The sequence below is a fragment of the Roseomonas sp. WA12 genome (assembly GCF_054165765.1).
Genome location: NZ_CM135108.1, coordinates 1,944,626 through 1,969,016 on the forward strand (window position 1 = coordinate 1,944,626; position 24,391 = coordinate 1,969,016).

Annotated in this window: 24 protein-coding genes; 18 read left to right on the forward strand and 6 right to left on the reverse strand. The window is 70.9% G+C overall.

Annotation, left to right across the window (positions count from 1 at the left end):
* The first annotated feature begins 10 nt into the window (after nucleotides 1-10).
* From ACVBD7_RS09175 to ACVBD7_RS09185, 3 genes are all read left to right on the forward strand, one after another.
* Entirely contained in the window at nucleotides 11-2,839 is a 2,829-nt protein-coding gene (locus ACVBD7_RS09175; protein ID WP_458097176.1) for an ATP-binding protein, read from the forward strand.
* A gap of 103 nt (nucleotides 2,840-2,942) precedes the next feature.
* Entirely contained in the window at nucleotides 2,943-3,692 is a 750-nt protein-coding gene (locus tag ACVBD7_RS09180; protein ID WP_458097177.1) for an SDR family oxidoreductase, read from the forward strand.
* Between the two features lie 97 nt (nucleotides 3,693-3,789).
* Complete coding sequence (locus ACVBD7_RS09185) at nucleotides 3,790-5,370, forward strand: ABC transporter substrate-binding protein (protein ID WP_458097178.1); 1,581 nt, start codon at nucleotides 3,790-3,792, stop codon at nucleotides 5,368-5,370.
* Here the strand turns inward: ACVBD7_RS09185 and ACVBD7_RS09190 are convergent.
* The 3 genes from ACVBD7_RS09190 to ACVBD7_RS09200 all read right to left on the reverse strand — a co-directional run bounded on the left by ACVBD7_RS09190 (nucleotide 5,352) and on the right by ACVBD7_RS09200 (nucleotide 8,845).
* Complete coding sequence (locus tag ACVBD7_RS09190; RefSeq protein WP_458097179.1) at nucleotides 5,352-5,813, reverse strand: helix-turn-helix domain-containing protein; 462 nt, start codon at nucleotides 5,811-5,813, stop codon at nucleotides 5,352-5,354. The genes ACVBD7_RS09185 and ACVBD7_RS09190 overlap by 19 nt on opposite strands.
* A 144-nt stretch (nucleotides 5,814-5,957) precedes the next feature.
* Complete coding sequence (locus ACVBD7_RS09195) at nucleotides 5,958-7,616, reverse strand: acyl-CoA dehydrogenase family protein (protein ID WP_458097180.1); 1,659 nt, start codon at nucleotides 7,614-7,616, stop codon at nucleotides 5,958-5,960.
* A gap of 2 nt (nucleotides 7,617-7,618) precedes the next feature.
* Entirely contained in the window at nucleotides 7,619-8,845 is a 1,227-nt protein-coding gene (locus ACVBD7_RS09200) for a CoA transferase (protein ID WP_458097181.1), read from the reverse strand.
* Between the two features lie 311 nt (nucleotides 8,846-9,156).
* Here ACVBD7_RS09200 and ACVBD7_RS09205 point away from each other — a divergent pair, with 311 nt between their 5' ends.
* Genes ACVBD7_RS09205 through ACVBD7_RS09220 form a run of 4 tightly spaced genes read left to right on the forward strand, consistent with a single transcriptional unit; the run spans nucleotide 9,157 to nucleotide 12,641 of the window.
* A complete protein-coding gene (locus tag ACVBD7_RS09205) occupies nucleotides 9,157-10,131 on the forward strand; it encodes a Bug family tripartite tricarboxylate transporter substrate binding protein (protein ID WP_458097182.1) in 975 nt (324 codons plus the stop codon).
* A gap of 11 nt (nucleotides 10,132-10,142) precedes the next feature.
* Nucleotides 10,143-11,432 carry a 3-isopropylmalate dehydratase large subunit gene (locus ACVBD7_RS09210; RefSeq protein ID WP_458097183.1) on the forward strand — a complete coding sequence of 430 codons (1,290 nt, stop codon included), beginning with the start codon at nucleotides 10,143-10,145 and terminating at the stop codon, nucleotides 11,430-11,432.
* The gene (locus ACVBD7_RS09215) at nucleotides 11,429-11,980 is read left to right on the forward strand and encodes a hypothetical protein (protein ID WP_458097184.1); all 552 of its coding nucleotides are present in this window, start codon (nucleotides 11,429-11,431) and stop codon (nucleotides 11,978-11,980) included. Before ACVBD7_RS09210 ends, ACVBD7_RS09215 begins: the two co-directional genes overlap by 4 nt.
* A gap of 1 nt (nucleotide 11,981) precedes the next feature.
* Nucleotides 11,982-12,641 carry a flavin reductase family protein gene (locus ACVBD7_RS09220; protein ID WP_458097185.1) on the forward strand — a complete coding sequence of 220 codons (660 nt, stop codon included), beginning with the start codon at nucleotides 11,982-11,984 and terminating at the stop codon, nucleotides 12,639-12,641.
* An 8-nt stretch (nucleotides 12,642-12,649) separates the two neighbouring features.
* Here ACVBD7_RS09220 and ACVBD7_RS09225 read toward each other — a convergent pair whose 3' ends face one another.
* From ACVBD7_RS09225 to ACVBD7_RS09235, 3 genes are read right to left on the reverse strand one after another with little or no spacing between them, the layout of a single operon-like run.
* Nucleotides 12,650-13,462, reverse strand: a complete 813-nt coding sequence (locus tag ACVBD7_RS09225) for an alpha/beta fold hydrolase (protein ID WP_458097186.1) — start codon at nucleotides 13,460-13,462, stop codon at nucleotides 12,650-12,652.
* Nucleotides 13,463-13,478: 16 nt separating this feature from the next.
* Nucleotides 13,479-14,438 carry a Bug family tripartite tricarboxylate transporter substrate binding protein gene (locus tag ACVBD7_RS09230; RefSeq protein ID WP_458097187.1) on the reverse strand — a complete coding sequence of 320 codons (960 nt, stop codon included), beginning with the start codon at nucleotides 14,436-14,438 and terminating at the stop codon, nucleotides 13,479-13,481.
* The gene (locus tag ACVBD7_RS09235) at nucleotides 14,438-15,283 is read right to left on the reverse strand and encodes an alpha/beta fold hydrolase (protein ID WP_458097188.1); all 846 of its coding nucleotides are present in this window, start codon (nucleotides 15,281-15,283) and stop codon (nucleotides 14,438-14,440) included. The genes ACVBD7_RS09230 and ACVBD7_RS09235 overlap by 1 nt, the downstream gene beginning before the upstream one ends.
* A gap of 173 nt (nucleotides 15,284-15,456) precedes the next feature.
* Here ACVBD7_RS09235 and ACVBD7_RS09240 point away from each other — a divergent pair, with 173 nt between their 5' ends.
* The 11 genes from ACVBD7_RS09240 to ACVBD7_RS09290 all read left to right on the forward strand — a co-directional run bounded on the left by ACVBD7_RS09240 (nucleotide 15,457) and on the right by ACVBD7_RS09290 (nucleotide 24,391).
* Complete coding sequence (locus tag ACVBD7_RS09240; protein WP_458097189.1) at nucleotides 15,457-16,437, forward strand: tripartite tricarboxylate transporter substrate-binding protein; 981 nt, start codon at nucleotides 15,457-15,459, stop codon at nucleotides 16,435-16,437.
* The gene (locus ACVBD7_RS09245) at nucleotides 16,437-17,168 is read left to right on the forward strand and encodes a dioxygenase family protein (RefSeq protein WP_458097190.1); all 732 of its coding nucleotides are present in this window, start codon (nucleotides 16,437-16,439) and stop codon (nucleotides 17,166-17,168) included. The genes ACVBD7_RS09240 and ACVBD7_RS09245 overlap by 1 nt, the downstream gene beginning before the upstream one ends.
* Before the next feature lie 4 nt (nucleotides 17,169-17,172).
* Nucleotides 17,173-17,775 (forward strand): protocatechuate 3,4-dioxygenase subunit alpha, encoded by a 603-nt coding sequence (gene pcaG / locus ACVBD7_RS09250; protein WP_458097191.1) that lies wholly within the window; start codon nucleotides 17,173-17,175, stop codon nucleotides 17,773-17,775.
* Nucleotides 17,776-17,798: 23 nt separating this feature from the next.
* Nucleotides 17,799-18,668, forward strand: a complete 870-nt coding sequence (locus ACVBD7_RS09255; protein WP_458097192.1) for a fumarate hydratase — start codon at nucleotides 17,799-17,801, stop codon at nucleotides 18,666-18,668.
* Between the two features lie 10 nt (nucleotides 18,669-18,678).
* Nucleotides 18,679-19,320, forward strand: a complete 642-nt coding sequence (locus ACVBD7_RS09260; RefSeq protein WP_458097193.1) for a fumarate hydratase C-terminal domain-containing protein — start codon at nucleotides 18,679-18,681, stop codon at nucleotides 19,318-19,320.
* Complete coding sequence (locus ACVBD7_RS09265) at nucleotides 19,317-20,231, forward strand: NAD(P)-dependent oxidoreductase (RefSeq protein WP_458097194.1); 915 nt, start codon at nucleotides 19,317-19,319, stop codon at nucleotides 20,229-20,231. Before ACVBD7_RS09260 ends, ACVBD7_RS09265 begins: the two co-directional genes overlap by 4 nt.
* A gap of 43 nt (nucleotides 20,232-20,274) precedes the next feature.
* A complete protein-coding gene (locus ACVBD7_RS09270) occupies nucleotides 20,275-21,015 on the forward strand; it encodes a GntR family transcriptional regulator (protein WP_458097195.1) in 741 nt (246 codons plus the stop codon).
* A gap of 112 nt (nucleotides 21,016-21,127) precedes the next feature.
* Nucleotides 21,128-21,739, forward strand: a complete 612-nt coding sequence (locus ACVBD7_RS09275) for a glutathione S-transferase family protein (RefSeq protein WP_458097196.1) — start codon at nucleotides 21,128-21,130, stop codon at nucleotides 21,737-21,739.
* On the forward strand, nucleotides 21,732-22,970 hold the full coding sequence (locus tag ACVBD7_RS09280) for a CaiB/BaiF CoA transferase family protein (protein WP_458097197.1): 1,239 nt from the start codon (nucleotides 21,732-21,734) through the stop codon (nucleotides 22,968-22,970). Before ACVBD7_RS09275 ends, ACVBD7_RS09280 begins: the two co-directional genes overlap by 8 nt.
* Nucleotides 22,971-22,981: 11 nt before the next feature.
* Complete coding sequence (locus ACVBD7_RS09285; RefSeq protein WP_458097198.1) at nucleotides 22,982-23,590, forward strand: carboxymuconolactone decarboxylase family protein; 609 nt, start codon at nucleotides 22,982-22,984, stop codon at nucleotides 23,588-23,590.
* 12 nt (nucleotides 23,591-23,602) lie between these two features.
* Complete coding sequence (locus ACVBD7_RS09290; protein WP_458097199.1) at nucleotides 23,603-24,391, forward strand: enoyl-CoA hydratase/isomerase family protein; 789 nt, start codon at nucleotides 23,603-23,605, stop codon at nucleotides 24,389-24,391.

Below are 24,391 nucleotides of genomic sequence, written 5' to 3' on the forward strand. Positions count from 1 at the left end.
CGGAGGAGCCTTGGACGCCGCCGACGACATCCGCTTCGGCGCCTTTACGCTACGCCCCAGACGCAAGCAGCTGCTGCGCGACGGCGAGCCGGTGTCCATCGGCCAGCGCGCGCTCGATCTCTTGATCGCCCTGGCCCAGCGCCCGGGCGAGGTCCTGGACCGCGACGCACTTCTCGCCGCCGTCTGGCCCGGGCGCCAGGTCGAAGAGTCCAACCTCCGCGCCCAGGTCGCCCTTCTTCGCAAAGCGCTGGGCGATGGCGAGCCGGGCGCGGATTCGCGTCCAGACCATGTGCTGACCGTCCCGGGACGCGGCTACAGCCTCGTCACCCCTATCGCTGCCCCCGCCGCAGCCCTGTCGGACCGGGCACCCCCGCCGGTGTCGCCAGCCGCCTCCGCGCTTCCCATGCGCCTGCAGCCCGTGCTGGGACGCGAGGCCGAGATCGAGATGCTCACTGACCGGCTGCGGCAGCACCGCTTCGTCAGCATCATCGGTGCCGGCGGCATCGGCAAGACAACCGTTGCCCTTGCGGTTGCCCGCCACATCGCCGCGGAGTCCGCCGAGCCCCCCCGTTTCCTCGACCTCGGCGCAATGACGGACGGAACACTCGTCTCCGCACAGGTCCTGGCCGCGCTGGAGGGGGGAGGCCCAACCCAGGGCTCCCGCCTCGTCCTCCTCGACAGCTGCGAGCCCGTGATCGGCGCCGCAGCCGAATTGGCAGAGAGGATCCTGCGCACCACCCCCGCAGTGCAGCTCCTGGCGACCAGCCGCGAGCCGCTGCGCGCCGAGGGGGAATGGAGCTATCGCCTTCCCTCCATGGAGTCCCCGCCCGCCGGGCAGGCCATCACGGTCGAGGCCGCTCTCCGCTTCCCCGCCGTCGCGCTCCTCGCCGAGCGGCTTCAGGCGGCAGGCGCCGCCCTGCCGGACACCGAGGAGGAGGTAGCGCTGGCAGCCCAGATCTGCCGCCAGCTGGATGGCATTCCCCTCGCCATCGAATTGGCCGCGACCCGCGCCGCCCAACTCGGCCTGCGCGCCCTGGCCGAGCGGCTGGACGATCGCTTCCGGCTGCTGATGCAGGGCCGCCGCACCGCCCTCCCCCGCCACCAGACCCTGCGCGCCACGCTGGACTGGAGCCACGGGCTGCTGCCGTCCGAGGAGCAGCGGCTGCTGCGCCGCCTCGCGATTTTCCAGGGCTGCTTCACGCTGGATGCCGCCGTCGCCGTCGGTGGCGACGACGCCCAGCCGGACGGGACCGAGGCCGTCGCCATCGTCGACCGTGTCGCCCGCCTCCTGGACAAGTCCTTCCTCGCCCCACAGCCGCGGGCGGGCGAGATGGCCTATCGCTGCCTCGATACCACTCGCCTCTACCTCCTCGACAAGATGGAGGAGGCCGGTGAGTTCGCCGCCATTGCCCGGCGCCACGCCCGGCACTTCGCGGCCGTGTTCCGGGAGGCGGAGGCGCTCTGGGCCGCGCTGCCGGTCGCCGAGGCCCGCGCCCGCCTCGCCCCGGATCTCGACAATCTCCGCGGCGCCATCGATTGGGCCCTCGGCCCCGGCCGCGAGCCCGAGACCGGCATCGCGCTAACCCTGTCCGGCGTACCCCTCTGGTCGGCCCTCGGCATGATTGGCGAGGCCGGGCGCCGGCTGGAGGCGGCGATTGCTGCTTTCCAGGGGATGGCGGAGCGGGACCCGCGCCTCGGAATGCGCCTCTACGCTGCCCTCGGCACGGTCACCGTCAATCTTGACGGCACGCTGGAATCGGCCTGGGTCAACACCCTCATTTTCGCCGAACGTCTCGGAGACACGGAACACCGGCTACGCGCGCTGAACGGGCTCACGGTGGGCGCGATGCGGCGCGACTACCGCGAGGCGCTGGACTACGCCAACCGCTTCCGCGCCCTGGCCTGGGCAGAAGGCCAGCCCGATGATGGCCCCGTGGGCGACCGCCTGGTCGGCTACATCCAGCATATGCGCGGCGAGCAGGCGGAAGCGCGGCGGCTGACGGAATCGATGCTCGCCCGCTATCCCCGCCGCGCCCTGCAGCCGCACCAGACCAAGCTGAACTTCTTCGACCAGCGCATCCTCTCGAAGAGTACGCTGGCCACCATCCTCTGGCTGCAAGGGGAGACGGAGGCCGCCCTCATCCTCGGTGATGAGACGGTGGCTGAGGCGAAGGCGCTCGAACACCCGTTCAGCCAGTTCTTCGCCCTCGGCGTGATGGCCGGCCCCCTCGCCCTGCTCAGCGGAGACCTGAAGCGCGCAGCCGCCGCCCGCACCGCCATCCTCGAGGGCTGGCCCTCGAACCACGGATGGGTCCTCCGCGGCCGGAGCTTCCTGGCGCTGGAGATGATGGCCGGCGACCAGCCAGAGGAGGGACTGGCGCTCCTGCGCGAGCAGCAGGCCGCCATGTCGCCCAGCTCCTTCAACAAGCGCCTGCCCGTCCTGCATGCCGGCATCATCGCAACGCTGCTGCGCCTCGGCCGCCCGGAGGAAGCCCTGCCGGTGGCCGAGGCGGCGCTGGCCGATGCCCGCGCCTCCGACGAGCGGTGGTTCGAGCCGGAATACGCTCGCCTACGCGGCGAGTGCCTTGTCGCGCTCGACGCCGCCCACGCCCCGGAAGCCGAGGCTGAGTTCCGGGCGGCGCTTGAGCAAGCCGAAGCGCAAACCGCCCGCGCCTGGTCCCTTCGCCTCGCCACCAGCCTCGCTCGTCTACGCCGCGATGAGGAATGCCGCGCGCGGCTTGCAGCCCTTCTCACGCACTTTCCCGCCGCGCTGGACACGCCCGACCTCCGCGCCGCCCGCGCCCTCCTTGCCACCGGGCGCGAGCAGGCCACGCAGTAAGGGGCGACACCGCCCGTAAGCGCAGCTTCGGCCAAGCCGCCCCCGCCGGCTCCCGCCATGCTCCGGACCCGCACAGGACGGAACCGGGCACAGGAATGGCGGCATGAGCTTCAGCTTGATCGGCAAGGTCGCACTCGTCACAGGCGCCTCGCGCGGCATCGGGCGCGCCACGGCAGTCGCCCTGGCACATGCCGGCGCCGCCGTGGCTGTCGGTTATCGCCAGGACACGGCGCGCGCGGCCGATGTGGTGCGCGAGATCGAGCAGGACGGCGGCCGGGCCATCGCCTACCGCGCCGACCAGGCACGCACGGACGACATCCACCGCCTGATCCGCGGCGTGCGCGCCGACTTTGGCGCACTCGACATCCTGGTCAACAACGCCGCCCGCTTCGTCACCGGTTCGGTGGACGACCCGGATACGGATATCTCGGAGCTGGCGGCGCAGGCGGCCGTGAACATCGGCGGCATCTTCACGGCCATCCGTGTCGCGGCCCCGCTGATGCGCCGGGGCGGACGGATCATCACCATGGGCTGCGCCGTGGCCGAACATGTCGGCGGTGCGGGGCTGGCGGACTACGCGGCCTCCCGCGCAGCGGTGATCGGCTTCACCAAGGGCGCAGCGCGCGACCTCGGCCCGCTGGGTATCACGGTCAACGTCGTGCAGGCCGGCCCGATCGACACGGGCAGCAACCCCGCCGACGGCCCCTTCGCCCCGCCCCAGCAGCGCGGGACCGCCCTCGCCCGCTTCGGTACTCCAGAGGAGGTCGCGGCCGGCATTCTGTTCCTCGCCAGCCCAGAAGCCTCTTTCATCACGGGAACGGTGCTGACGATCGACGGCGGCTACGGCGCCTGACATTCCGGGCATCGGCCCCCGCACCTCGCGGGGCCGGCCTCAACCGCACGGCGCGCCGGTTTTGGGCCCGGCCTGACATGCGCTACATGCCCGCGCGATGATCCCACGCCTGCACCGGCGGCGCCTGCCTCTGCTGGCGCTCACCCTCCTCCTCACCGCTCCCGACCCCGCCCGAGCCGTGGAGCTGCGCATCGGCATGGGTGCCGTACCCACGACGATGGACCCGCATTTCCAGGCCGATTCCGCGAATACCGGCCTGCAGCGCCACGTCTTCGAAACCCTGCTGCAGTGGAGCCCGGACGGGAGGCTGCAACCCCTGCTCGCCCGCAGCTGGGCGCTGCTCCCCGAGGGGAACGGCTGGGAGTTGGAGATGGACCCTGCCGCCCGCTTCTCGGACGGTACACCCGTCACCGCCGCCGACGCCGCGGCCAGCCTGCACCGCGCGATGACCATCCCCAACAGTCCCGGGCGCTACACTCCCTTCCTCTCGGGGCTGGAGCGGGTTGAAATCGTGCATCCCGGGCTGCTCCGGCTTCACTCGGTCGGCCCGGCGCCGCTTCTCCCTAACGGGCTGACGACGATCCTGGTGGTCCCCGCCCGCATCGCGCAGACCGCCTCCCCTGCCGAGTTCGACAGCGGTGCCGCGTCCATCGGCAGCGGCCCCTTCCGCCTGCGCGCCTACAGGGCTGGGGAACGCGCCGAGTTCGACCGCCACCCGGGCTGGTGGGGCGCCGCCCAGCGCCCCCCGCCCGCCTGGGACCGCGTCAGCCTGCGGATCATGACGCAGGACAGCGCCCGCGTGGTCGCGCTGCTCGCCGGGGAACTCGACTTGATCGACGCCGTCCCACCGCGCGACGCCGTGCGCATGGCGCGCCAGCCCGCGCTACGCCTGGCGCGGCAGCCCGGGACGCGGGTGATGTACCTCGCCCTTAACCACGCGCCCGAGGCCACCCCGGGCCGCCCCAACCCGCTGCGCGACCCACGCATTCGCCAGGCCCTCTCCCTGGCCCTGGACCGTCAGGCGCTCGTCTCCCAGGTCATGGAAGGCGAGGCGGTCCCGACGGCGCAGATCACACCATCCGGCCGCCCCACGGCCGACCCGGACCTGCAGCCCGCTCCGGTCGACCGCGCTGCGGCCCGGCGGCTGCTGGAGGAAGCAGGGATGGGCACGGGGCTACGGCTCGGCTTGATCGGCACCACCAACCGCTTCGTCAATGACGAGCAGCTCCTCCAGGCCGTGGCCCAAATGTGGCGGCAGGTGGGCATCGAGACGGAGGTGGAAGCGATGCCCTCGGCCGCCTTCTTCCGCCGGCACAACGCGGGGCGCTTTACCGCCGCGCTCTCGGGCTGGCTGCTCGGCCCGGGTGAGCCGAACAGCTTCTTCACCGCCCTCCTCGCCACGCGGGATGCCGCACGCGGTCGGGGCTCGATGAATGGCACGGGCTACGCCGCGCCTCGGCTGGACGCGACGATCGACGAGGCCCTCGCCACCCTCGACCCGGATCGCAGGCACGGACTGTGGCGGGAGGCGGCGCGCCAAGCCCTGAGCGAGGACGTCGCGCTCCTCCCCTTGTTCCACCAGACCAGTGTCTGGGCCATGCGCCAGGGCGTCACCTACACTCCCCGCGCGGATGGGCTGACCCTGGCCCAGGACGCCCGTCAGACCGACGCCCCGTAACCGCCCCCCGTCTGAACATCCCCGCTGCGAACGGCGCGGGCCGGCGCGGCGGACATATCGAAGGCAGGCCCTTCGAAAGTCGGCGCATCGCGCCAGCCCACATCCTGCGCCCGCCGCCACGCCGCCGGGCTGGTGCCGATCGCGCGTCGAAAGCACTTCGTCAGATGCGGCTGGTCGCAGAAGCCGCAATCCTGCGCGATGGCCGACAGCCCGCGCGAGGAGGCCCGCATCATCGCCATCGCACGCGCCAGACGGCGATGGAGGATGAAGGCGTGCGGCGGCATTCCCAGGCTGGCGCGGAAAGCCCGCGAGAAATAGCCGCCGCTCAGCCCCAGTAGCCCGGCCAGTTCAGCGACTGTGATGTCATCGGCCAGCCTGCCGTCGATATGGCCCAGAACCTTACGGAGCTGCCAGGGTGACAGACGGCTGGCAGTCGGGGACATGGCCACACTCCTCGGCAGAAGCGCCCCTTGGCGCCTCGCGTGGGAGAGTCAGAGCAGCGGCCGCCCAGGGCGAGTGAATTGCCGTGAATTTTTGAAAAGCGCCCCACCCGCCCGAACCCGGTGCGGATGAACCGCACCCCAGGGCTAGTTCACACGCCCCAGCAACCCGCGCGCGATGACCTGGGCCTGGATTTCCGCTGCACCCTCGAAGATGGACAAGATGCGCGCGTCGCACAGCACGCGGGAGATCGGGTACTCAATTGCATAGCCGTTGCCGCCGTGAATCTGCAGCGCACTGTCGGCGTTCGACCAGGCGACACGCGCGGCCAGCAGCTTCGCCATCCCTGCCTCCATGTCGCAGCGCTGGCCGGAGTCCTTGGTGCGCGCGGCAAACAGGGTGAGCTGACGCGCCATCATCGTCTCCGCGGCCATCCAGGCGAGCTTCGCGTGAACGCGCGGGAAGTCGAGGATCGCGCGCCCGAACTGCTTGCGCGTCGTCGCATAGGCGACTCCGAGTTCCATCGCGTTCTGCGCCACGCCCAGTGCGCGTGCCGCGGTCTGGATGCGCGCGCTCTCGAAGGTCTCCATCAACTGCTTGAAGCCCTGACCCTCCACCCCGCCGAGCAGGGAGGACACCGGCACCTCGAAGCCGTCGAAGCCGATCTCGTACTCCTTCATCCCACGATAGCCGAGGACATGGATCTCCGCCCCGCTCATGCCCGGTGCTGGGAACGGCTCGCCATCCGTCCCGCGCGGCTTCTCCGCCAGCAGCATCGAGAGCCCGCGATAGCCCGACCCCAGCGGCCCCGTCCGCACCAGCAGCGTCATCAGATCCGAGCGCGCGCCATGGGTGATCCAGGTCTTCGCGCCATAAACCTTGTACACATCACCCTCGCGCACCGCCCGCGTCCGCAGGCTACCGAGATCAGACCCGGTATCGGGCTCGGTGAACACCGCCGTCGGCAGCGTCTCGCCGGAGGACAGGCGTGGTAGCCAACGCGCGCGCTGCTCCTCCGTGCCCCCCAGCCGGATCAGCTCCGCCGCGATCTCGGAGCGCGTGCCGAGCGACCCAACCCCGATATAGCCGGAACTCAGCGCCTCGGAGACGAGGCACATCGCCACCTTCCCCAGCCCGAGCCCGCCATACTCCTCCGGAATCGTCAGTCCGAAGACGCCCATCTCGGCCAGCTTGCCAACCAGCGCGATCGGGATCAGCTCGTCACGCTGATGCCAGCCCTGGGCATGCGGCGTCACCTCGGCAGAGGTGAAGCGCAGGAACTCCGTGCGCGTCGCTTCCAGTGCCTCGTCGTCGAGACCAATCGCGCCGTAATCCCCTGCCGCCACGGCCTCTGCAAGCACCAGTCGCGCTGTCTCCAGCCCCGGTGGATCCGACAGCCGAGACAGGATCGGCTCTGCGAGGTAGCGCGCCACCGCCGCCGCCGGGATGCCCATATCCGAGGGCCGCAGCACCTCGGTCTGGCTCATCGGGATGCCGCCCGAGAACTGCCCGCAGTACTCCGCGAAGCCCAGCCGCAGCATCGCCCGCTCCGCGCTGCCCAGCGTGCCAGCGTCCGACAGCCCGCGCGCCCAGCGCAGCGTCTGGCGCAGCGCCTCCAGATACGCCGCCTGCCAGGCCAGCCCGTGCACCGCGAACTGGTGCCGGTCCAGCAGCGCAGGGTCTGGCCGCCCGTCCGGGGCGACCATCGCCGCCACGGCCCGCCGCCCCGCCTCGAAAAGGCGCTCCACCGCCCCCAGGGCAGCGTCGTAATCGGCCAGTGCGATCTCGTTCGTCACGGCATTCATGGTCAGCGTCCCTCAGAGCCGGCGACGATGCCGGCATCGTGCAGCTTTCCGATGGCCGCGGCCGAGAGGCCCAGCACCTCCGCCAGCACCGCGTCGCTATCCTCGCCCAACCGCGGCGCCGGCCTCGTCTCAGGCCGCGCCGCGCCGGAAAAGGCGAGCGGCACGCCAGGCGCCAGCACGCGACCGACGCCCGGCTGCTCGATCTCCGCGAACATAGGATTGGCTGTCGACATGCGCGGATCCTCCCGCACGAGCTGCCCGAAATCCTGGTACGGCCCCCAGAGGATCCCGCTGCCCTCAAAGCGCGCCGCCACCTCCGCCAAGCTGTGCCGCGCGAACCATGGCGCGAGCACGGCCGCGATCGCGTGCCGCGCCTCGAAGCGCCCACCCTCGTCGTTCAGATCCACATCCAGCATCGGCCCGATCATCGCCAGCCGCTCCGCCAGCCCCGTCACGGTGCCGATCGCGCGCCACTGCCGGTTGGAGATGGCCACCACCATCACCCGCCGTCCGTCCGACGTCGCGAAGTCCCGCCCGAAGGCGCCGTACAGCTCGTTGCCCATCGGCGGCCGCACCGCGCCATTCACCTGCACGTCGGCCACGTAGCCAAGATTCGCCACCGAGGCGAGCATCACGTCCGAGAGCGCCAGCACCACCTCCTGTCCGCGCCCCTCGCGCCGCCGGATGCGCTCGGCGGCCAGCAGCCCGGTGGAAAGGTACAGCCCCGCCGCGATGTCCCAGGCGGGCAACACATGGTTCACCGGCTCCTCTCCCGTGCCGGTCGCCATCGGGAACCCGCTGGCACTGTTTACCGTGTAGTCTACCGCGCCGGTGCCATCCGAATTTCCGGTCAGCCGCAGCATGATGAGGTCCGTCCGGTGCGCGGACAGCGCGGCATGGCTCATCCAGCCGCTGGCAGGCAGGTTGGTCAGCAGGATGCCTGAGTCCTCGCCCGGCGCGCAGATCAGCGCGCGCGCGATCTCCTGCCCCTCCGGCTTGTTCAGCGCGAGGGACACCGACCGCTTGGCCTTGTTCAAGGCCGTCCAGTAAAGGCTGGTCCCCCCGGGCGCGAGCGGCCAGCGGCGAAGGTCGATGTTGCCGCCGATGGGGTCGATCCGGATCACCTCCGCGCCCAGCTGCGCCAAGGTCATCCCGCCGATCGGCGCCGCGATGAAGGCCGAAACCTCCACCACACGCAGACCAGCCAGGGCGGCGGCATGTAACGTCACAGTGCGGACCCCCGCTCGATCCAGTTCAAGGCTCGCATCCTGTCCAGCTCCTCTTGAACGCACCAGCGCAGCACGGCCCCGATCGGAACGGGACGGACCTGTCCCAGGCCGGGGATCGCTACAGCGCCGTGGCCAATATCTTCCCTCAACCTTTAGGCGATCTCCGCTAGGCCGAGAAGCGCAACCCCGACCGTGCAACCTCCCCAGTAATCGGCAGAAAGGCCTATCTTACGACCTATTGTCTTTTCCCCCGAACCTCGCCTAGGACTCACCTCCGAGCCCGGCCAACGGGCCGCTACCGGAGGGAACGGATGCGCCGCAGACAACTTGCCCGGCTGGGCCTCCTCGCCCTCGCCTTGCCCGGCACCGCCCTGGCGCAGGCCGAGACCTTCCCCAACCGCCCCATCCGCCTCGTCCTCCCCTACGCACCGGGCGGCCCGGCCGACGCCTTCAGCCGCGCCATGGGCCGCGCCATCACCGAACGTCTCGGCCAGCCCGTGGTGGTGGAGAGCCGCGGTGGCGCCGGCGGCGTGCTGGGCATGGAGGTCGTCGCGAAGGCGGCGCCCGATGGCTACACCATCGGCATCGGCGGCACCGGCTCCCTGGCCGGCGCGCTCAGCCTCATGCCGCAGATGCCCTACGATCCGTTGAAGGACTTTGCGGCCATTTCCATGATGGCCGCGGTTCCCGAGATCCTGGCGGTCCACCCCGGCCTGCCCGCGCGGAGCGTGCAGGAGCTGGTGGCCCATGCAAAGGCCAACCCCGGCAAACTCTCCTACGGCTCCGGCGGCAACGGCACCGGCCCGCATCTTGCGGGCGAGCTGCTGCGCTTGCGCACCGGCATCGACATCGTCCACGTCCCCTATCGCGGCGCTGCGCCCGCCACCACGGACCTCGTCTCCGGCCAGATCCAGATGATGATCGGTGAAGGCCCGGCGCTCATGCCCTTCATCCAGTCCGGCCAGCTCCGCGCGCTCGCCGTTACTACCCGCAACCGCCTCCCCGCCATGCCGGACCTCCCCACCCTCGCCGAGGCCGGCGTGCCGGAGATCGAGCTGGAAAACTGGTACTGCGTCCTCGCCCCCGCCGCCGTCCCGCCCGAGCGCCTGGCCCTCCTGCGCCGCGCCGTGACAGAGGCACTGGGCGACCCGGAGGTGCGCCGCATCTTCGCATCCCAGGGCGCCAATGCCGCCCCCGGCACGCCCGAGGCGCTGATGGACCATATCCGCCGCGAGATCGCCCGCTGGGCCGAGGTCTCCCGCGCCGCCGGAACGCGTCCCGGCTGAGGACCCGCATCATGCCCGGACAGACCGTCGCGCAGAAGATCCTCGCCCGCGCCCTCGGGCGCGATGCCGTGGAGGTGGGCGAGTACATCACCGTCTCCGCCGACCACACCGTGTGCCAGGAACTGTTCTGGCCCGGCCACCAGCGCAACCTCGAGCGCATCGGCGTGGACCGCATCCCCCGTCCGGATAAGGCGGTGATGGTCATCGACCACTCCACCTCCGCCGCCATGGGATCGCACCACTTCGAAACCCACCGAACCCTGCGCGACTGGTGCGAGGCCCAGGGTATCGAAAACTTCTTCGGCCCCGGCAGCGGCCTGCGCCACCTGGTGATGGTGGAGCGCGGCTTGGCGCGCCCGGGCATGCTCATCTTCTCCGATGAGGGCAACATCGCCAGCCTCGGCGCCGTCGGCGCGCTCAACATCCCGATCTCGACCGAGGTGATCGTGTCGCTTATCGAGGACCAGAACTGGCTGGCCGTCCCGCCCTCCGCCCGCCTCACTCTCACTGGCGCCCTCCCCTTCGGCGTGACGGCGCGCGACCTGATCCAGACCATCATCCGCGACTTTGGCGCGACTGACCGCCTGCTGGGCTGCTGTGTGGAGTTCACCGGCCCTGCCATCGCCACCCTCTCGATGGACGACCGGCAGACGATCCTCGCCTCCCTCTTCCATAGCGGCGCCTATACCGGCGTCATGCCGGTGGACGACACCGCGCTCGCCTATATCGAGCCGCGCGCCAAGGGACGCCCCTGGCAGGTGGTGGTGGCCGATCCGGATGCCGACTACGCGCTGGAAGCCACCTACGATCTCTCCGCCATCGCCCCCATGGTCACCCGCCCGCCCGACCTCCACGGCGGCGTTCCCGTCGCCGAGGTGAGCGGCCAGCGCATCGACCAGGCCACGATCGGCTCCTGCGCCGGCAACCGGCTGGACGACATGCGCGCGACCGCCGAGATCCTGCGCGGCCGCCAGGTCGCCCGCCACGTCACCCTCTACATTACCCCCGGCAGCCGCGAGGTCTATTCCGCCGCCGCCCGCGAAGGCCTGCTGGAAGTCTTTTCCGATGCCGGCGCCACCGTCCTCGCCCCGGGTTGCACCACCTGCTGGGGATACCAAGGCCAGCTGAACGACAACGAAGTCCTGATCTCCACCCAGCAGTTCAACTACCAGGGCCGCAACGGCAGCCGGCTCGCCGATGTCTACCTCGCCGGCCCCTACGCGGTCGCCGCCGCCGCCGTCGCCGGCCGCATCATCGACCCGCGCGAGTTGCTCGCAGCCGCACCGGAGCTCGCGGGATGAGCGACACCACCCTCCGCGGCCGCGTCTGGAAGTTCGGCGACAACATCAGCGGCGACGACGGCATCATCGAGTTCTCGATCATCCGCGAGGGCTTCGGCAAAGCCTTCGACGAGGGTGCCCTGCGTGCCATGTGCTTCCGCCGCCTCCGCCCCGAATTCCCGGCACAGGTCCGCCCCGGCGACATCGTCGTCGGCGGCACCAATTTCGGCCATCACAACCATGTCGAGGTCAGCGTCGCCATCAAGGCATCCGGCATCGCCGCCGTGATCGTCGAATCCTGCGAATCCGGCATCATCCGCCGCGCCCTCAACGTCGGCCTGCCGATCATGACCTGCCCCGGCATCACCGCCGCCGTGCAGGACGGCGAGACGCTGGAAGCCGATCCCGCCACCGGCGCCATCCGCACCGCCGCCGGCCAGCACCTGCAATCGCGCCCCTTTTCCCCTCGTATGGCGCAGATCTGGCAGGCCGGCGGCTCCATCCCGCTGCTCGCCCGCGAATTCGCCGAACGCCGCGCCCGGATGGGCCAACCCGCCGGAGCCCCGTGACATGACCGACAGCTTCCACTTCATCGATGGCGAAGGCCTCGACACCGCCGCCGCCTACCGCCTCCTCGTCGGCTGCGTCGTGCCGCGCCCCGTCGCCTGGATCACCACGGTGGATGAAGAAGGCCGCGTGAACGCCGCGCCCTTCTCTTCCTACAACTACGTCGCCACCAGCCCGCCCATGCTCGCCGTCAACATCGCAGCCCGCGCCAGCGACGGCGCGATGAAGGACACCGCCCGCAACATCCGGTCGTCGGGCGAATTCGTCGTCAACGTCGCGACAGAGGCGACGATGGAAGCCATGCACGGCTCCGCCCAGGACTACCCGCCCCATATCAGCGAGGCCGAGGCGCTCGGCATCGGCCTCCTGCCCAGCCGCCATGTCCGCGCTCCACGGATTGCCGCCTCCCCCGTGCAGATGGAATGCCGGCTGGACCAGATCATCCCGCTCGGCCGCGGCGTGAACACGCTCTATGTCGGCGAGGTCGTCGCCTTCCACCTCTCGCCCGAAATCTACGACGGCTCGCGCGTGGACAGCGCGAAGATGCGCCCCATCGCGCGCCTCGGGGGCCCCTTCTACTCAACCCTCGGCGAGATCATCCATCGCCCCATGCTCCAGCGTCCGCCGGGCGGCGAGGGCTGGACCGGCGACGGGAAGGGCTGAACGCCGGCTCAGCCCGGCGGCCGGATCTCCGCCAGGAACGCCTCCACCGCCGCGTTGAACGGCCCCGGAGCCTCCAGGCACGGGATATGGCCGGCACCGGGTATCTCGACGAACCGCGCATCCGGGATCACCTCGGCCATCCCCCGCATCGTCTTCGGCATCGCGCCATCCATCTCGCCCGCGATCAGCAGCACGGGCTGGCGCAGCCCCGGCAGCTCGGCGCGGATGTCATAGGCCTGCAGCGCCGTCGCGCAGGCGATGAAACCGGCCTCTGGCGTGGCCGCCACCATGGCCCGCACGCGCGGGATCGCGGGGTTCCCGGCGGCAATGGTGGCCGGCGAGAACCAGCGCTTCACCGTCGCCTCCGCGAAGGCCTCCATCCCGTTCGCCCGCGCGAAGTCCATCCGCTCCTGCCAGCCCTGCGCGCCACCCGCCGCCGTGCCCGCCTGTCCGTCCGAGGCGATGACAGCCGAAACCAGTTCCGGATGGCGCGCCGCCAGGCAGAGCGCCGTCGCCGCCCCCATCGACACGCCGGCGAAGACCGCGCCCTGGATGCCGAAGGCGCGCATCAACGCGGCCGCATCCTCCGTCAGCTCATCGAGATCTGTCGTTGCCGCCGGAACCTCCGTGCCGCCATGCCCGCGCTGGTCGTAGCGCAGGATCCGGTAGCGTCCGGAGAAGGCGGCCACCTGCTCGTCCCACACCGTCAGATCGGTGACGAGCGAGTTGCTGAACACCATCCAGGGCGCGCCTTCCGGTCCATCCAGCCGGCACCTGAACAGCAACCCGTTCGCCCGCACGCTCTGCGTCTCTGTGGTCAAGCCCTCATCCTCTCGCTCAGTCCAGCGTCATGCCCGTCTCGCGCACGAAGGCGGCGAAGCGGGTGGTCTCCTCGGCCATGTAGCGTACGAACTCGTCCGGCGAGGACGGCGCCGGCTCCAGCCCGTTCCGCTCGCACCACGCCCGCATCGCGCCATCAGCCAGCACCGTCCGCACGTCGCGGTTCATTCGCGCACGAACCTCATCCGGCAACCCTGCCGGCGCGAGCAGCCCAAGCCAGGTCAGGAACACGTAGCCGCCCAGCCCCGCCTCCGCCATCGTTGGCACCTCCGGCAGCAGCGCCGCGCGCCCCCGGCCCGTCACGGCCAGCGCGCGCACGCCGCCGGCGCGAATATTCGGCCCGGCGGTGATCAGCGTGTCGAACATCCCCTGGATCTTCCCGCCCAGGAGATCCGTGTTCGACTGCGCTGCGCCGCGATAGGGGACGTGCAGGATGTCCACCCCCGCCATCGCCTTGTACATCTCGAGCGACCGGTGCGACGCGCCGCCATTGCCCGAGGACCCGAAGGCGAGCTTCCCCGGATTGGCCTTCGCAAAAGCCGTCAACTCCGCGAGGTTCCGCGCCGGCACCGAAGGATGCACCGTCAGCGCAAGCGGCGATTCGATCAGCAACGAAATCGCCGTGAAGTCCCGCACCGGATCGTATTCCAGGTTGCGGTAGAGGCTGACATTCATCGCATGCGTGCCCGCGAAGCCGACATACAGCGTGTTGCCATCCGGCGCCGCACGGGCTGCCAGCGCCGCCCCTATGTTCCCGCTCGCGCCCGGCCTGTTGTCCACCACCACAGGCCGTTCCCACAGCCCACCCAGCCCCTCCGCCACCTTGCGCGCCACCAGGTCCGTGATGCCGCCGGGCGGATAGGGCACGATCAGCCGGATGCTGCGCCCGGGAAACTCCGCAGCCGCCGGCAGCGCCGGCAAGGCCAGCCCCGCGCCGAGCAGCGGACGCCGCCGCATCACCGCAGCCCGCGCGCGAAATCGACCAGAGCCGCCGCCACCTCCGCCGGCCGCTCCGGCACAAGCGCATGCCCGGCGCCCTCGACGACCACCCGCGTCACGGCCGGCCCGAGCGACGCCCGCAGTTCCTCCAGCGAGGGCGGCGCCGCGATCGCGTCCTCTGCCGCCGCCACATACAGCAGCGGATGCCGCTCCGCCGCGCGCAGCCAGCCCTTGTCGGCGGTGGCCGCCGCCGCCGCGCGCTGCGCCATCGACACCTCCGGATGCCACCCCGGCAACCACACCCGCGCGTCATTGCCCCTCGCGAAATACGCGCGCCGGAGATGCCCGAGCCGCTCCTCATCCGAGAGCGAGAGCGTGAAGCTCGCCGTGATCGAGCGGCGGATCTCCGGGTCCACCTCCGTCCCCGTCACCGCCGCCAGCAGCGCCACCGCCCGCACCAGTTCCGGCCGGTCATGCGACAGCACCCGCGCCACCCAGTTCCCCGCCGCATGCCCCGCGACGATCACCGGCGCCACGCCCTCGGCCTCGATGGCGGCTGCGACATCTGCCGCCATGTCGTGCAGTGTCGCACCCGGCGCCAGCGGGCTCGATCCCCCGATGCCCCGCGGCTCCGGCCGCAGCACCCGGAAGCCCGCCGCGGCCAGCCGCGGCGCCAGGTCGTCGAAATCCTCCTGCCCGCGGCCGAGCGAGGGCAGCAGGACGATGCAGGGCCCCTGACCCTCCGCCAGCACCTCGACAACGGCCGACCCGCGCTCCAAACGTCTCCGCTCCACCACCGCCGCTCCCGCTATCCCAGGCGAAAGGATCGCCATCGGCAGGCCCATCGCTGTCCGGCGCCGCATGGGCATCCTCCGCCATCGCTCTTGCTTGCCGAAGACGATGCCAGCGAGAAACCCGGATGTCAAAAGGTCAGGCTATTGACTTTTATGCGGGCCGTGAGAGGGTTCGCTTAGAAGTGGCCCATGGACCATCCGGCAGGCCGCCAGCACGAGACGACCGGGAGAAGACCATCATCATGTCCGAGGCAATCGCGCGCCGCTCGGCGCTGACGCTGCTCGGGGCCGCCGCCGCCGCAACCGGCCTGCCCGCCCTCGCGCAGCCCGCCCGTACCGGCCGCGCCATCGTCGGCTTCCCGCCCGGCGGCACGGCCGACAGCGTCACCCGCATGTATGTCGAACGCCTGCGCGCCACCGGCGCCGGCCAGATGGTCGTGGACAATCGCCCCGGCGCCGGTGGCCGCCTCGCCCTGGAAACCCTGAAGCCCCTCGCGCCTGACGGCACCGCCTTCGTCATCACCCCGGCCTCGATGCTGACCATCTACCCGCATCTTTACGCCCGCAGCCTGCGCTACGACCCGCTGAAGGATTTCACCCCCGTCTCGCCCGTCTGCATCTTCCCCTTCGGCCTCGCCGTCGCGGCGCGCCATCCCGCGAAGACGCTGCAGGAGTTCGTCGCCTGGGGAAGGACGCGCCCGACCGTGGACTGGGCCTCGCCCGTCCCCGGCTCCATGCCGCACTTCATCGGCTCGGAGCTCTCGCGCCTCTCGGGCATGTCGATGAACCACATCCCCTATCGCGGCTCCGCCCCGGCCGCGGCGGACCTGCTGGCCGGCACCGTGCAGGCCGTCATTCTGCCGCTCGGCGAGCTCACCGCCTTCCACCGTGCCGGCGAGGCCCGCCTGCTGGCCATCTCCTCGCCCGAGCGCCTGCCGCGTCTGACCGAGGTGCCTACCTTCGCCGAGGCCGGCTACCCCGACCTCGTGCATGAGGAGTGGTACGGCGCCGTCCTGCCCGCCGGCGCAGCCCCGGCCACCGTCGCCGCCCTGCATGCCGCGATCGCCACCGCCGCCGCGACCCCCGAGATCCGGGAGTCGCTCACCCGCATCGACATCCTGCCCCAGGTGATGGACCCCGCCGCCTTCCGCGAGCGCATCGCCCGCGAAACCGCGGTATGGGGCCCCATCGTCGCCGCCTCCGGCTTCAAGCCGGACGAGTGATGCCTATGGACACCAACTTTCCCCCGCCCCCGCTTCCCAACCGGTACGAGCCCTTCCCCCCGGGGATTGAGCCCGCCGTCCCGATCGAGGGCTACCCGAACACCTGGACCCACACTCCGGCCCAGCCCCTGATCCGCCGCCCGGTGACCCGCACCGAGGCGACGGGCCCGATCGACCTCTGGCGCAAGCTGCCCTGCGACGAGAGCAACCTCGCCGTCCTCGCGCCGGGGAAGATCGCCCAAGGCCAGCTCATGCACATGTCCGGCCGCATCCTCGACGAGGACGGCCGCCCCGTGCGCGGCGCCGTCGTCGAGCTCTGGCAGGCCAACGCCGCCGGCCGCTACTACCACCCGATCGATCAGCGCGACGCGCCGCTCGATCCCAACTTCGTCGGCAACGGCCGCGTGCGCACGGATGAGGACGGCCGCTACGCCTTCTTCACCATCAAGCCCGGCGCCTATCCCGTGCCGGTGAAGGACACCTGGTGGCGCCCGCCCCATGTCCACTTCTCCGTCCTCGGCCCCTCCTCCCTCTCGCGGCTGGTCACGCAGATGTACTTCCCCGGTGACCCGATGAACGAGTGGGACCGCATTCTCCTCTCGATCCCCGATCCCGCCGCCCGCGCCCGGCTCATCGCGCAGCAGACCCATCCCGCCCAGGTCGGCGACGGCTGGATCGCCTTCACCCACGACATCGTCCTGCGCGGCCGCCACGCGACGCCCGAAGCCTGAGCCGATGACCACCCTCCTGCCCAGCTCCCAGCACACGATCGGCCCCTTCTTCCCCCGCACCTTCTTCAGCGACGGCGACAACGACCTCACCCGCATCGATACGGAAGCCGCACCCAGCACGCGCGGCGAGCCGTTGCTGCTGCGCGGCCGGGTGACGAAGGAGGGCGGGCACCCCTGCCTGAACATGATCCTCGAGGCCTGGCAGGCCGATGCCGAGGGCCGCTTCAACCACCCTGCCGATCCCGAGCAGCACCTTGCCGACCCCGACTTCCTCGGCTGGGGCCGCGCCTGGACCGATGCGGACGGCTATTACGAGTTCCGCACCGTCCTGCCCGGCACCTACGCCGATGCCGCAGGCCCGCGCGCACCGCACATCAACCTGACCGTCATGGGCGCCGGCCTCATGCGCCGCGTGCTCACCACCGTGTTCTTCCCCGACTTCGCCGAGGCGAACGCGGCCGACCCCATGCTGACCCTCGTTCCCGAACCGCGCCGCCCCCGCCTCGTCGCCATCCCCGAGACGGGGTCGGACGGGATTCGCGTTTTCCGCTTCGACATCCATCTGCGCGGGAGCCCGGAGGAGGAAACCCCCTTCTTCGAGGACTAGCGCAGGCAAGGCAGATCCCCACTGTGCCCATCACCTACGACATGATGAAGCGCGCCACGGCGCAGCTCTACGAATGGTCCCTTCGCAAGGTGCCCGACGACACGCTCGACGCGCTACGCCGCGCGCGAGAGACCGAGACGAACGAGGTCGCGCGCAAGACCCTCGGCATCCTCCTTCGCAGCGCCGAGATGGCCGAAACGCAGGACCGCCTCGTCTGCTCCGATTCCGGCGTGCCCACCTACACCATCGCTATCGGCACGGGCGTGCGGCTGGAAGGCGACATCAAGCGCGCCGTCTCGGACGGCTTCGACGAGCTGGTGGCCACCACCAACCCGCCCCTCCTCAAGCACGTCACCAACCCGCTGACCAACGAGCGCAGCTACCGCGGCAAGGAGATGCCGCTGGTCACCTGGGACCTGATCGACGGCGCCGACCATGTGGACATCACCTGCCAGCCCAAGGCGCTCGGCTCCGGCCGCTGGGCCGCGATGGAGATCTTCACCTTCCCGACCCTCGAGCAGATCGAGGCCTATGTCATGCAATGCGTGCTCAAGGCCGGGTCGCAGCACTGCCCGCCCGTGAACATCGGCGTCGGCATCGGCGGCAGCTTCGACTACTGCGCCAAGCTCGCCGCCCGCGCGACCCTGCGGCAGTACGGCACCGTCAACCCGGACCCGACGCTGGCGGCGATGGAGGAACGGCTGCTCAAGGCGGTGAACGCCACCGGCTTCGGCCCCATGGGCACGGGCGGCGACACCACCGCCCTCGGCGTCCACGTCGAATACGCCGCCGGGCATGGCTTCACGCCCGTCGCCGTCGCCTTCAACTGCTGGATCAACCGCCGCACCCGCGCCCGCCTCTACGGCGACGGACGGTTGGAACGGATCGAATAGGATGCCTGCCATGGACGAGGAGGAGATCCGCCGCATCCGCCTGCCCCTGTCGCGGGAGGATGCGCTGTCGCTGCGCGCCGGCGACATGGTGCTGCTGGACGGCGAGATCGTCATCACCGCCGGCCTGCCCACGCATCACCGCCTGGTGGAAGTCACGCAGGGCACGCGCGAGCCCCCGCAGGACCTGCACGAGGCCGGCCTCTTCCATCTCGGCTCCTACTCGCGGGAGCTGCCGGACGGCCGGTTTGAGGTGCTCTACATGAACCCCACGACGAGCACCCGCTTCAACCCGCTCATGCCCGGCCTCATCCGCCATTTCGGCCTCCGTGCCGTGGGCGGAAAAGGCGGCCTGGATGCGGGTTGCGTCGAGGCGATGCGCGAGACCGGCTGCGTCTATCTCTCCTTCGTCGGCGGCGGCGCGCCGCTGCTGTCCGACGCGATCCGCGAGGTCGTCTCCGTCCACTGGAACGACCTCGTTTCCCACTACCGCCTCGTCACGCTGCGGGTGGAAGGCCTCGGTCCCGTTACCGTCGGCATCGACGCCCGTGGCAACAGCCTTTACGGCAGCCTCAGCGAAGCGGCGGAAGCACGCCTTCCCGCCATCATGGACGAACTGGCCCGGTCCCGGGACGGCGCAGGAGAGATGGCATGACGCGCGAGACGATCGTCACCCTGGCGACCCTGCCCAAAGACCTGCGCGACGCCCTCTCGGCCGAGTACACTCTCGCCGAGCGCAACACGCCCGAGGCAGACGGCGCCCGCATCGCCGTCACAACAGGCATGGTCGGCGCCGATGCCGCTGCCATGGCCTCCCTCCCCGGCCTCCGCCTCATCACCTCCATGGGTGTCGGCCTGGACCGCATCGACCTCGCCGCCGCGAAGCGCGGGAGCATCGCCGTCTCCCACACCCCGGACGAGCTGACGGAGGACGTGGCCGACTTCGCCATCGGCCTGCTCTACGCCGCCGCCCGCCGCATCGCGGAAGCCGACCGCTTCGTGCGCGCCGGCCGCTGGATGGGCGCCCGCATGGAGCCCGGCACCAGCCTGCACCGGAAGCGCGCCGGCATCGTCGGCCTCGGCCGCATCGGCGCAGCCATTGCCCGCCGCGCCGCCGGCATCGGCATGGAGGTGGCCTGGACCGGCCCGCGCCCGAAGCCCGAGGCCCCTTGGCCCTACCACCCCGACATCACCGCCCTCGCCGAATGGGCCGACGTCCTCATCCTCGCCACCCCCGGCGGCACCGAGACCCAGCACATGGTGAAGGCCGAAACCCTCGCCGCCCTCGGCCCCCGCGGCATCCTGGTCAACATCGCCCGCGGCTCCGTCGTGGACGAGCCGGCGCTGCTCGAAGCCCTGGAATCCCGCCGTATCGCCGCCGCCGGCCTCGATGTCTTCGCCACCGAACCCGCCCTCGATCCCCGCTTCCTCGCGCTGGAGAACGCCGTCCTCACCCCGCACTACGCCTCGCTCACGGCGGAGACACGCACAGCGATCATCGCCCGCATGCTGCGCGACATCGCCGCCTTCCGGGACGGCCAGCCCTTCTTCGATGCCGCCGCCTAACCCCGCCCTCGCCCCGCCGCCCTCGGCTGTGGCACAAGGCGTCATGCACCAGTCGCCGGGCAAGCCCGACCTCAGCCGCAGCGCCGTGCCGCGCTACATCCAGCTCGCCACCCTCTTCCGTCGCCGGATCGAGGGCGGCACCTGGAAGCTCGGTCAGCAGATCCCGACGGTGGACGACCTGGCCGCCGAGTGCAGCGTTGCCCGCGCAACCATTCGCCAAGCGCTCGACCAGCTCGAGATCGACGGTCTCATTGAGCGCTTCCGCGCCAAGGGCACCTTCGTCCGCAAGACCATGGCGAACCGTCTGTGGTGCGACGTGGAAGCCGACTGGAATGGCCTGCTCCGCTCGCGCGAGGGCGCCGAGATCGAGATCCTCTCCGACACGGACGGCCTGCCCGGCGCCACCATCCCCGACAGCATCGGCGAGCCCGCGCCCCTGTACCGCCATATTCGGCGCCGCCACTGGCGCGACGGCCAGCCCTTTCTGCTGGCCGACGTCTATCTCGACTCCCGCCTCTCGCCCCTGGTCACGCCGGAAGACCTGAGCACGAAGACCGCGCTGCGGTTGGTGGCCGGGCTTAAAGGTGTGCGCGTCGCCGATGCGCGCCAGACGCTGACCATCGGGGTCGCCGACGTCGAGAGCGCGAATGCGCTCAAGCTGGCCCTCAACGCGCCCGTCGCCCATGTTCATCGCGCCGCCGTAGACGAGCACGGCACGCTCGTCCTCGTGGCCGACGGCATTTATCGCGGCGATGTCGTCCGCATCGACATCAAGCTGAAGTAGCGGCTCCGGGCTGGACACCGCCCGGACCGGCCGCCATAAAGGCCATATAACCGGCATAACGAATGATCGGGAACGCCATGCCCTCTCAGACCCGCATCCGGCAGCGCGCCGCATGAAGCTGCACTGGTCCCCGCGCTCCCCCTTCGTGCGCAAGGTGATGATCGCCGCCCACGAACTGAGCCTGACAGACCGCATCCGCACGGTCCGCACCGTGGTCCGCCTCGGCGCGCCCAACCACGACCTGCTGCCCGACAACCCCCTCAGCAAGATCCCCACCCTCGTCCTCGATGACGGCCGCGTTCTCTTCGACAGCCTCACCATCGTCGAATACCTGGATCACCTCGCCGGCGGCGGCCGCCTCTTCCCGCGCAACAGCATGCGGTGGGACGCTCTCACCCGCCACGCCCTGGGCAACGGCCTGCTCGATCTCCTCATCCTCTGGCGCAATGAGCGCGAGAAGCCCGAAGCCGCCCGCATGGCCGAATGGCTGGACAGCTTCGCCACGAAAACCCAGGCCACGCTCGACCGGCTGGAGCGCGAGGCCCCCACCCTTACCGCCGTGCCCTTCGACATCGGCCATATCGGCATCGGCTGCGCCCTCTCCTATCTCGACTTCCGCTTCGCCGACCTCGCCTGGCGCGAGAACCGCCCCACCATCGCCGCCTGGCACGCCGACTTCTCCGCCCGCCCCTCCGTCCGCGCGACGGAAGCCGTCGATGACTGACGCAAAGCCGCGCCAGGGCCCGCTCTCCCATGTCCGCGTGCTCGATCTCAGCCGCATCATGGCCGCGCCCTGGGCCACGCAGATCCTTGCCGATCTCGGCGCCGACGTGATCAAGGTTGAACGCCCCGGCGCCGGCGACGACACCCGCAGCTGGGGCCCGCCCTTCCTCAAGGACAGCGAGGGCAATCCCACGAAGGACGCCGGCTACTTCCTCGCCGTCAACCGCGGCAAGCGCTCCGTCACCATCGACATGGCGAAGCCCGAAGGCCAGGCCGTCATCCGCCGCCTTGCCGAGAGCGCCGACATCGTGCTGGAAAACTTCAAGGCCGGCGCTCTCTCCCGCTACGGCCTCGACGCCGCCTCGCTCCGCGCAATCAACCCGCGCCTGATCTACTGCTCCGTCACCGGCTTCGGCCAGGACGGCCCCCGTGCCGACCAGGCCGCCTACGACTTCGCCATCCAGGCCATGGGCGGCCTCATGTCCGTCACCGGAGAGCGCGACGATGCCCCGGGCGGCGGCCCGCAAAAGGTCGGCGTCCCCATCGTGGATCTGATGACCGGCATGTACGCAGCCACCGCTGTCCTCGCCGCCCTGGCCAATCGCAACGAGACCGGCGTCGGCGAGACGATCGACCTCGCCATGCTCGACGTGCAGGCCGCCTTCCTCGCCAACCAGGCGACCAACTGGCTGCTCTCCGGCCGCCCCCCGAAGCGCGGCGGCAACCGCCACCCCAACATCCAGCCGCAGGACGTCTTCCCCTGCGCCGACGGCCACTTCGTCCTCGCCGTCGGCAATGACGGCCAGTTCCGCAAGCTCTGCGAGGCGATCGGCAGCCCCGAATGGGCCGATGACGAGCGCTTCTCCACCAACGCCGCCCGCGTCCGCAACAACCCCGAGCTCACGCCCCTCCTCACCGCCCGCTTCCGCGAACACGGGCGCGAGGCGCTGATGGCGATGCTGGACGTCGCCGGGGTTCCCTGCGCCCCGATCAACACCATTCCCGAAGTCTTCGAGGACCCGCAGATCCGCCACCGCGAGATGCTGCGCCACCTGCCGCACCCCGTCGCCGGCACCGTCCCGCAGGTGGTCAGCCCGCTCCGTTTCGCCGAGGCCCCCCTGGCCTTCGATCGCGCGCCCCCGACCCTCGGCCAGCACACCGGCGAGGTCCTGGCGGAACTCGGCCTGGACGACGCCGCCGTCGCGGACCTCGCCGCCCGCAACGCCATCTGAGGAGCCGCGCCATGGCCCGCATTCCCCTCCCCGGCCCGGACGAGCTGAACCCCGAGCAGAGGGCGGTCTACGACTCCGTCCTCGCCGGCCCGCGCGGCCAGGTGATCGGCCCGCTGCGCGCCGTCATCCACAGTCCCGACCTTGCCGCGCGCTGGTCCGCGCTGGGCGAGTTCCTGCGCTTCGGCACCCTCCTGCCCAAGCGCCTGAACGAGCTCGCCATCATCGTCACTGGCCGCCGCTGGTCCAGCCAGGTGGAGTGGTGGGTCCATGCGCGCGCGGCCGCCGAGGCCGGCATTCCACAGCCCGCCATCGACGCGATCCTCCGCAGCGAGCCGCCCGTCTTCGAGAAGGAGGACGAAGCGGAAATCTACGACTACGCCCGCGAGTTGCAGCTCTCCGGCCAGGTTCCGTCGGCCCTCTACGCCGCCGTGCGCGACCGCTGGGGCGCGCGCGGCGTCGTCGAGCTCACCGCCGTCATCGGCTACTACACCATGGTTTCGATGACGCTGAACGCGCACGAGATCCCGCTGCCCGACGGCATCGCCCCCGTGCTCGCGCCACCTGAGTCTGGCCTCGCGCCGCTCCTGCCCGCCCGCACCGCCGCCCGCGCCGCCGAGTAAGGAAGGCCCGCCATGATCCCCGGTCTTGAAGACATCGAGCGCTTCCGCGTCGAGCTCGCCGACCACGTCGCCACCGTCACCATCACCGCGCCCCCCGTGAACGCGCAGGACCGGCGCTTCCGCGAGGAGATCGTCCGCGTCTTCGACGTGCTGCACGACACCGCCGATGTCCGCGCCATCGTCCTCACCGGCGAGGGCCGCGCCTTCTCCGCCGGGGCAGACTTGCGCGAACGCCCGAATCTCGCGGACGAACCCGGCGCCTACCCCCGCCACAACCGCCTCGTCCGCGCCTCCTTCGACGCCGTGATGGAATGCGGCAAGCCCATCGTCGCCGCCGTGAACGGCGCCGCCATCGGCGCCGGCTGCGTCCTCGCGCTCTGCTGCGACATCCTGGTGGTGGCTGAGGAAGCCTTCCTCTCCATGACCGAGGTCGATGTCGGCCTCGCCGGCGGCGTCCGCCACGTCATGCGCTTCTTCGGCCAGTCCGACGCCCGCCTCTTGATCCTCACCGCCAAGCGCATCACCGGCCCCGAGCTGCTGCGCATGAACGCCGCCTCCCTCTGCGTCCCGCGCGAGCGGCTGGTCGAGGAGGCGACCGAAATCGCCCGCCAGATCGCCTCCAAGGCCCCGCTCGCGGTCCAGGCCGCCAAGCGCTCCTTCAATCTCACCGAGGAGATGCCGCTCCGCGACGGCTACCGCTACGAGCAGAGCCAGACCGTGGCCCTCGCCCGCACCGAGGACACGCGCGAGGCCCAGCGCGCCTTCGCCGAGAAGCGCAAGCCGGTCTTCCAGGGCCGCTGA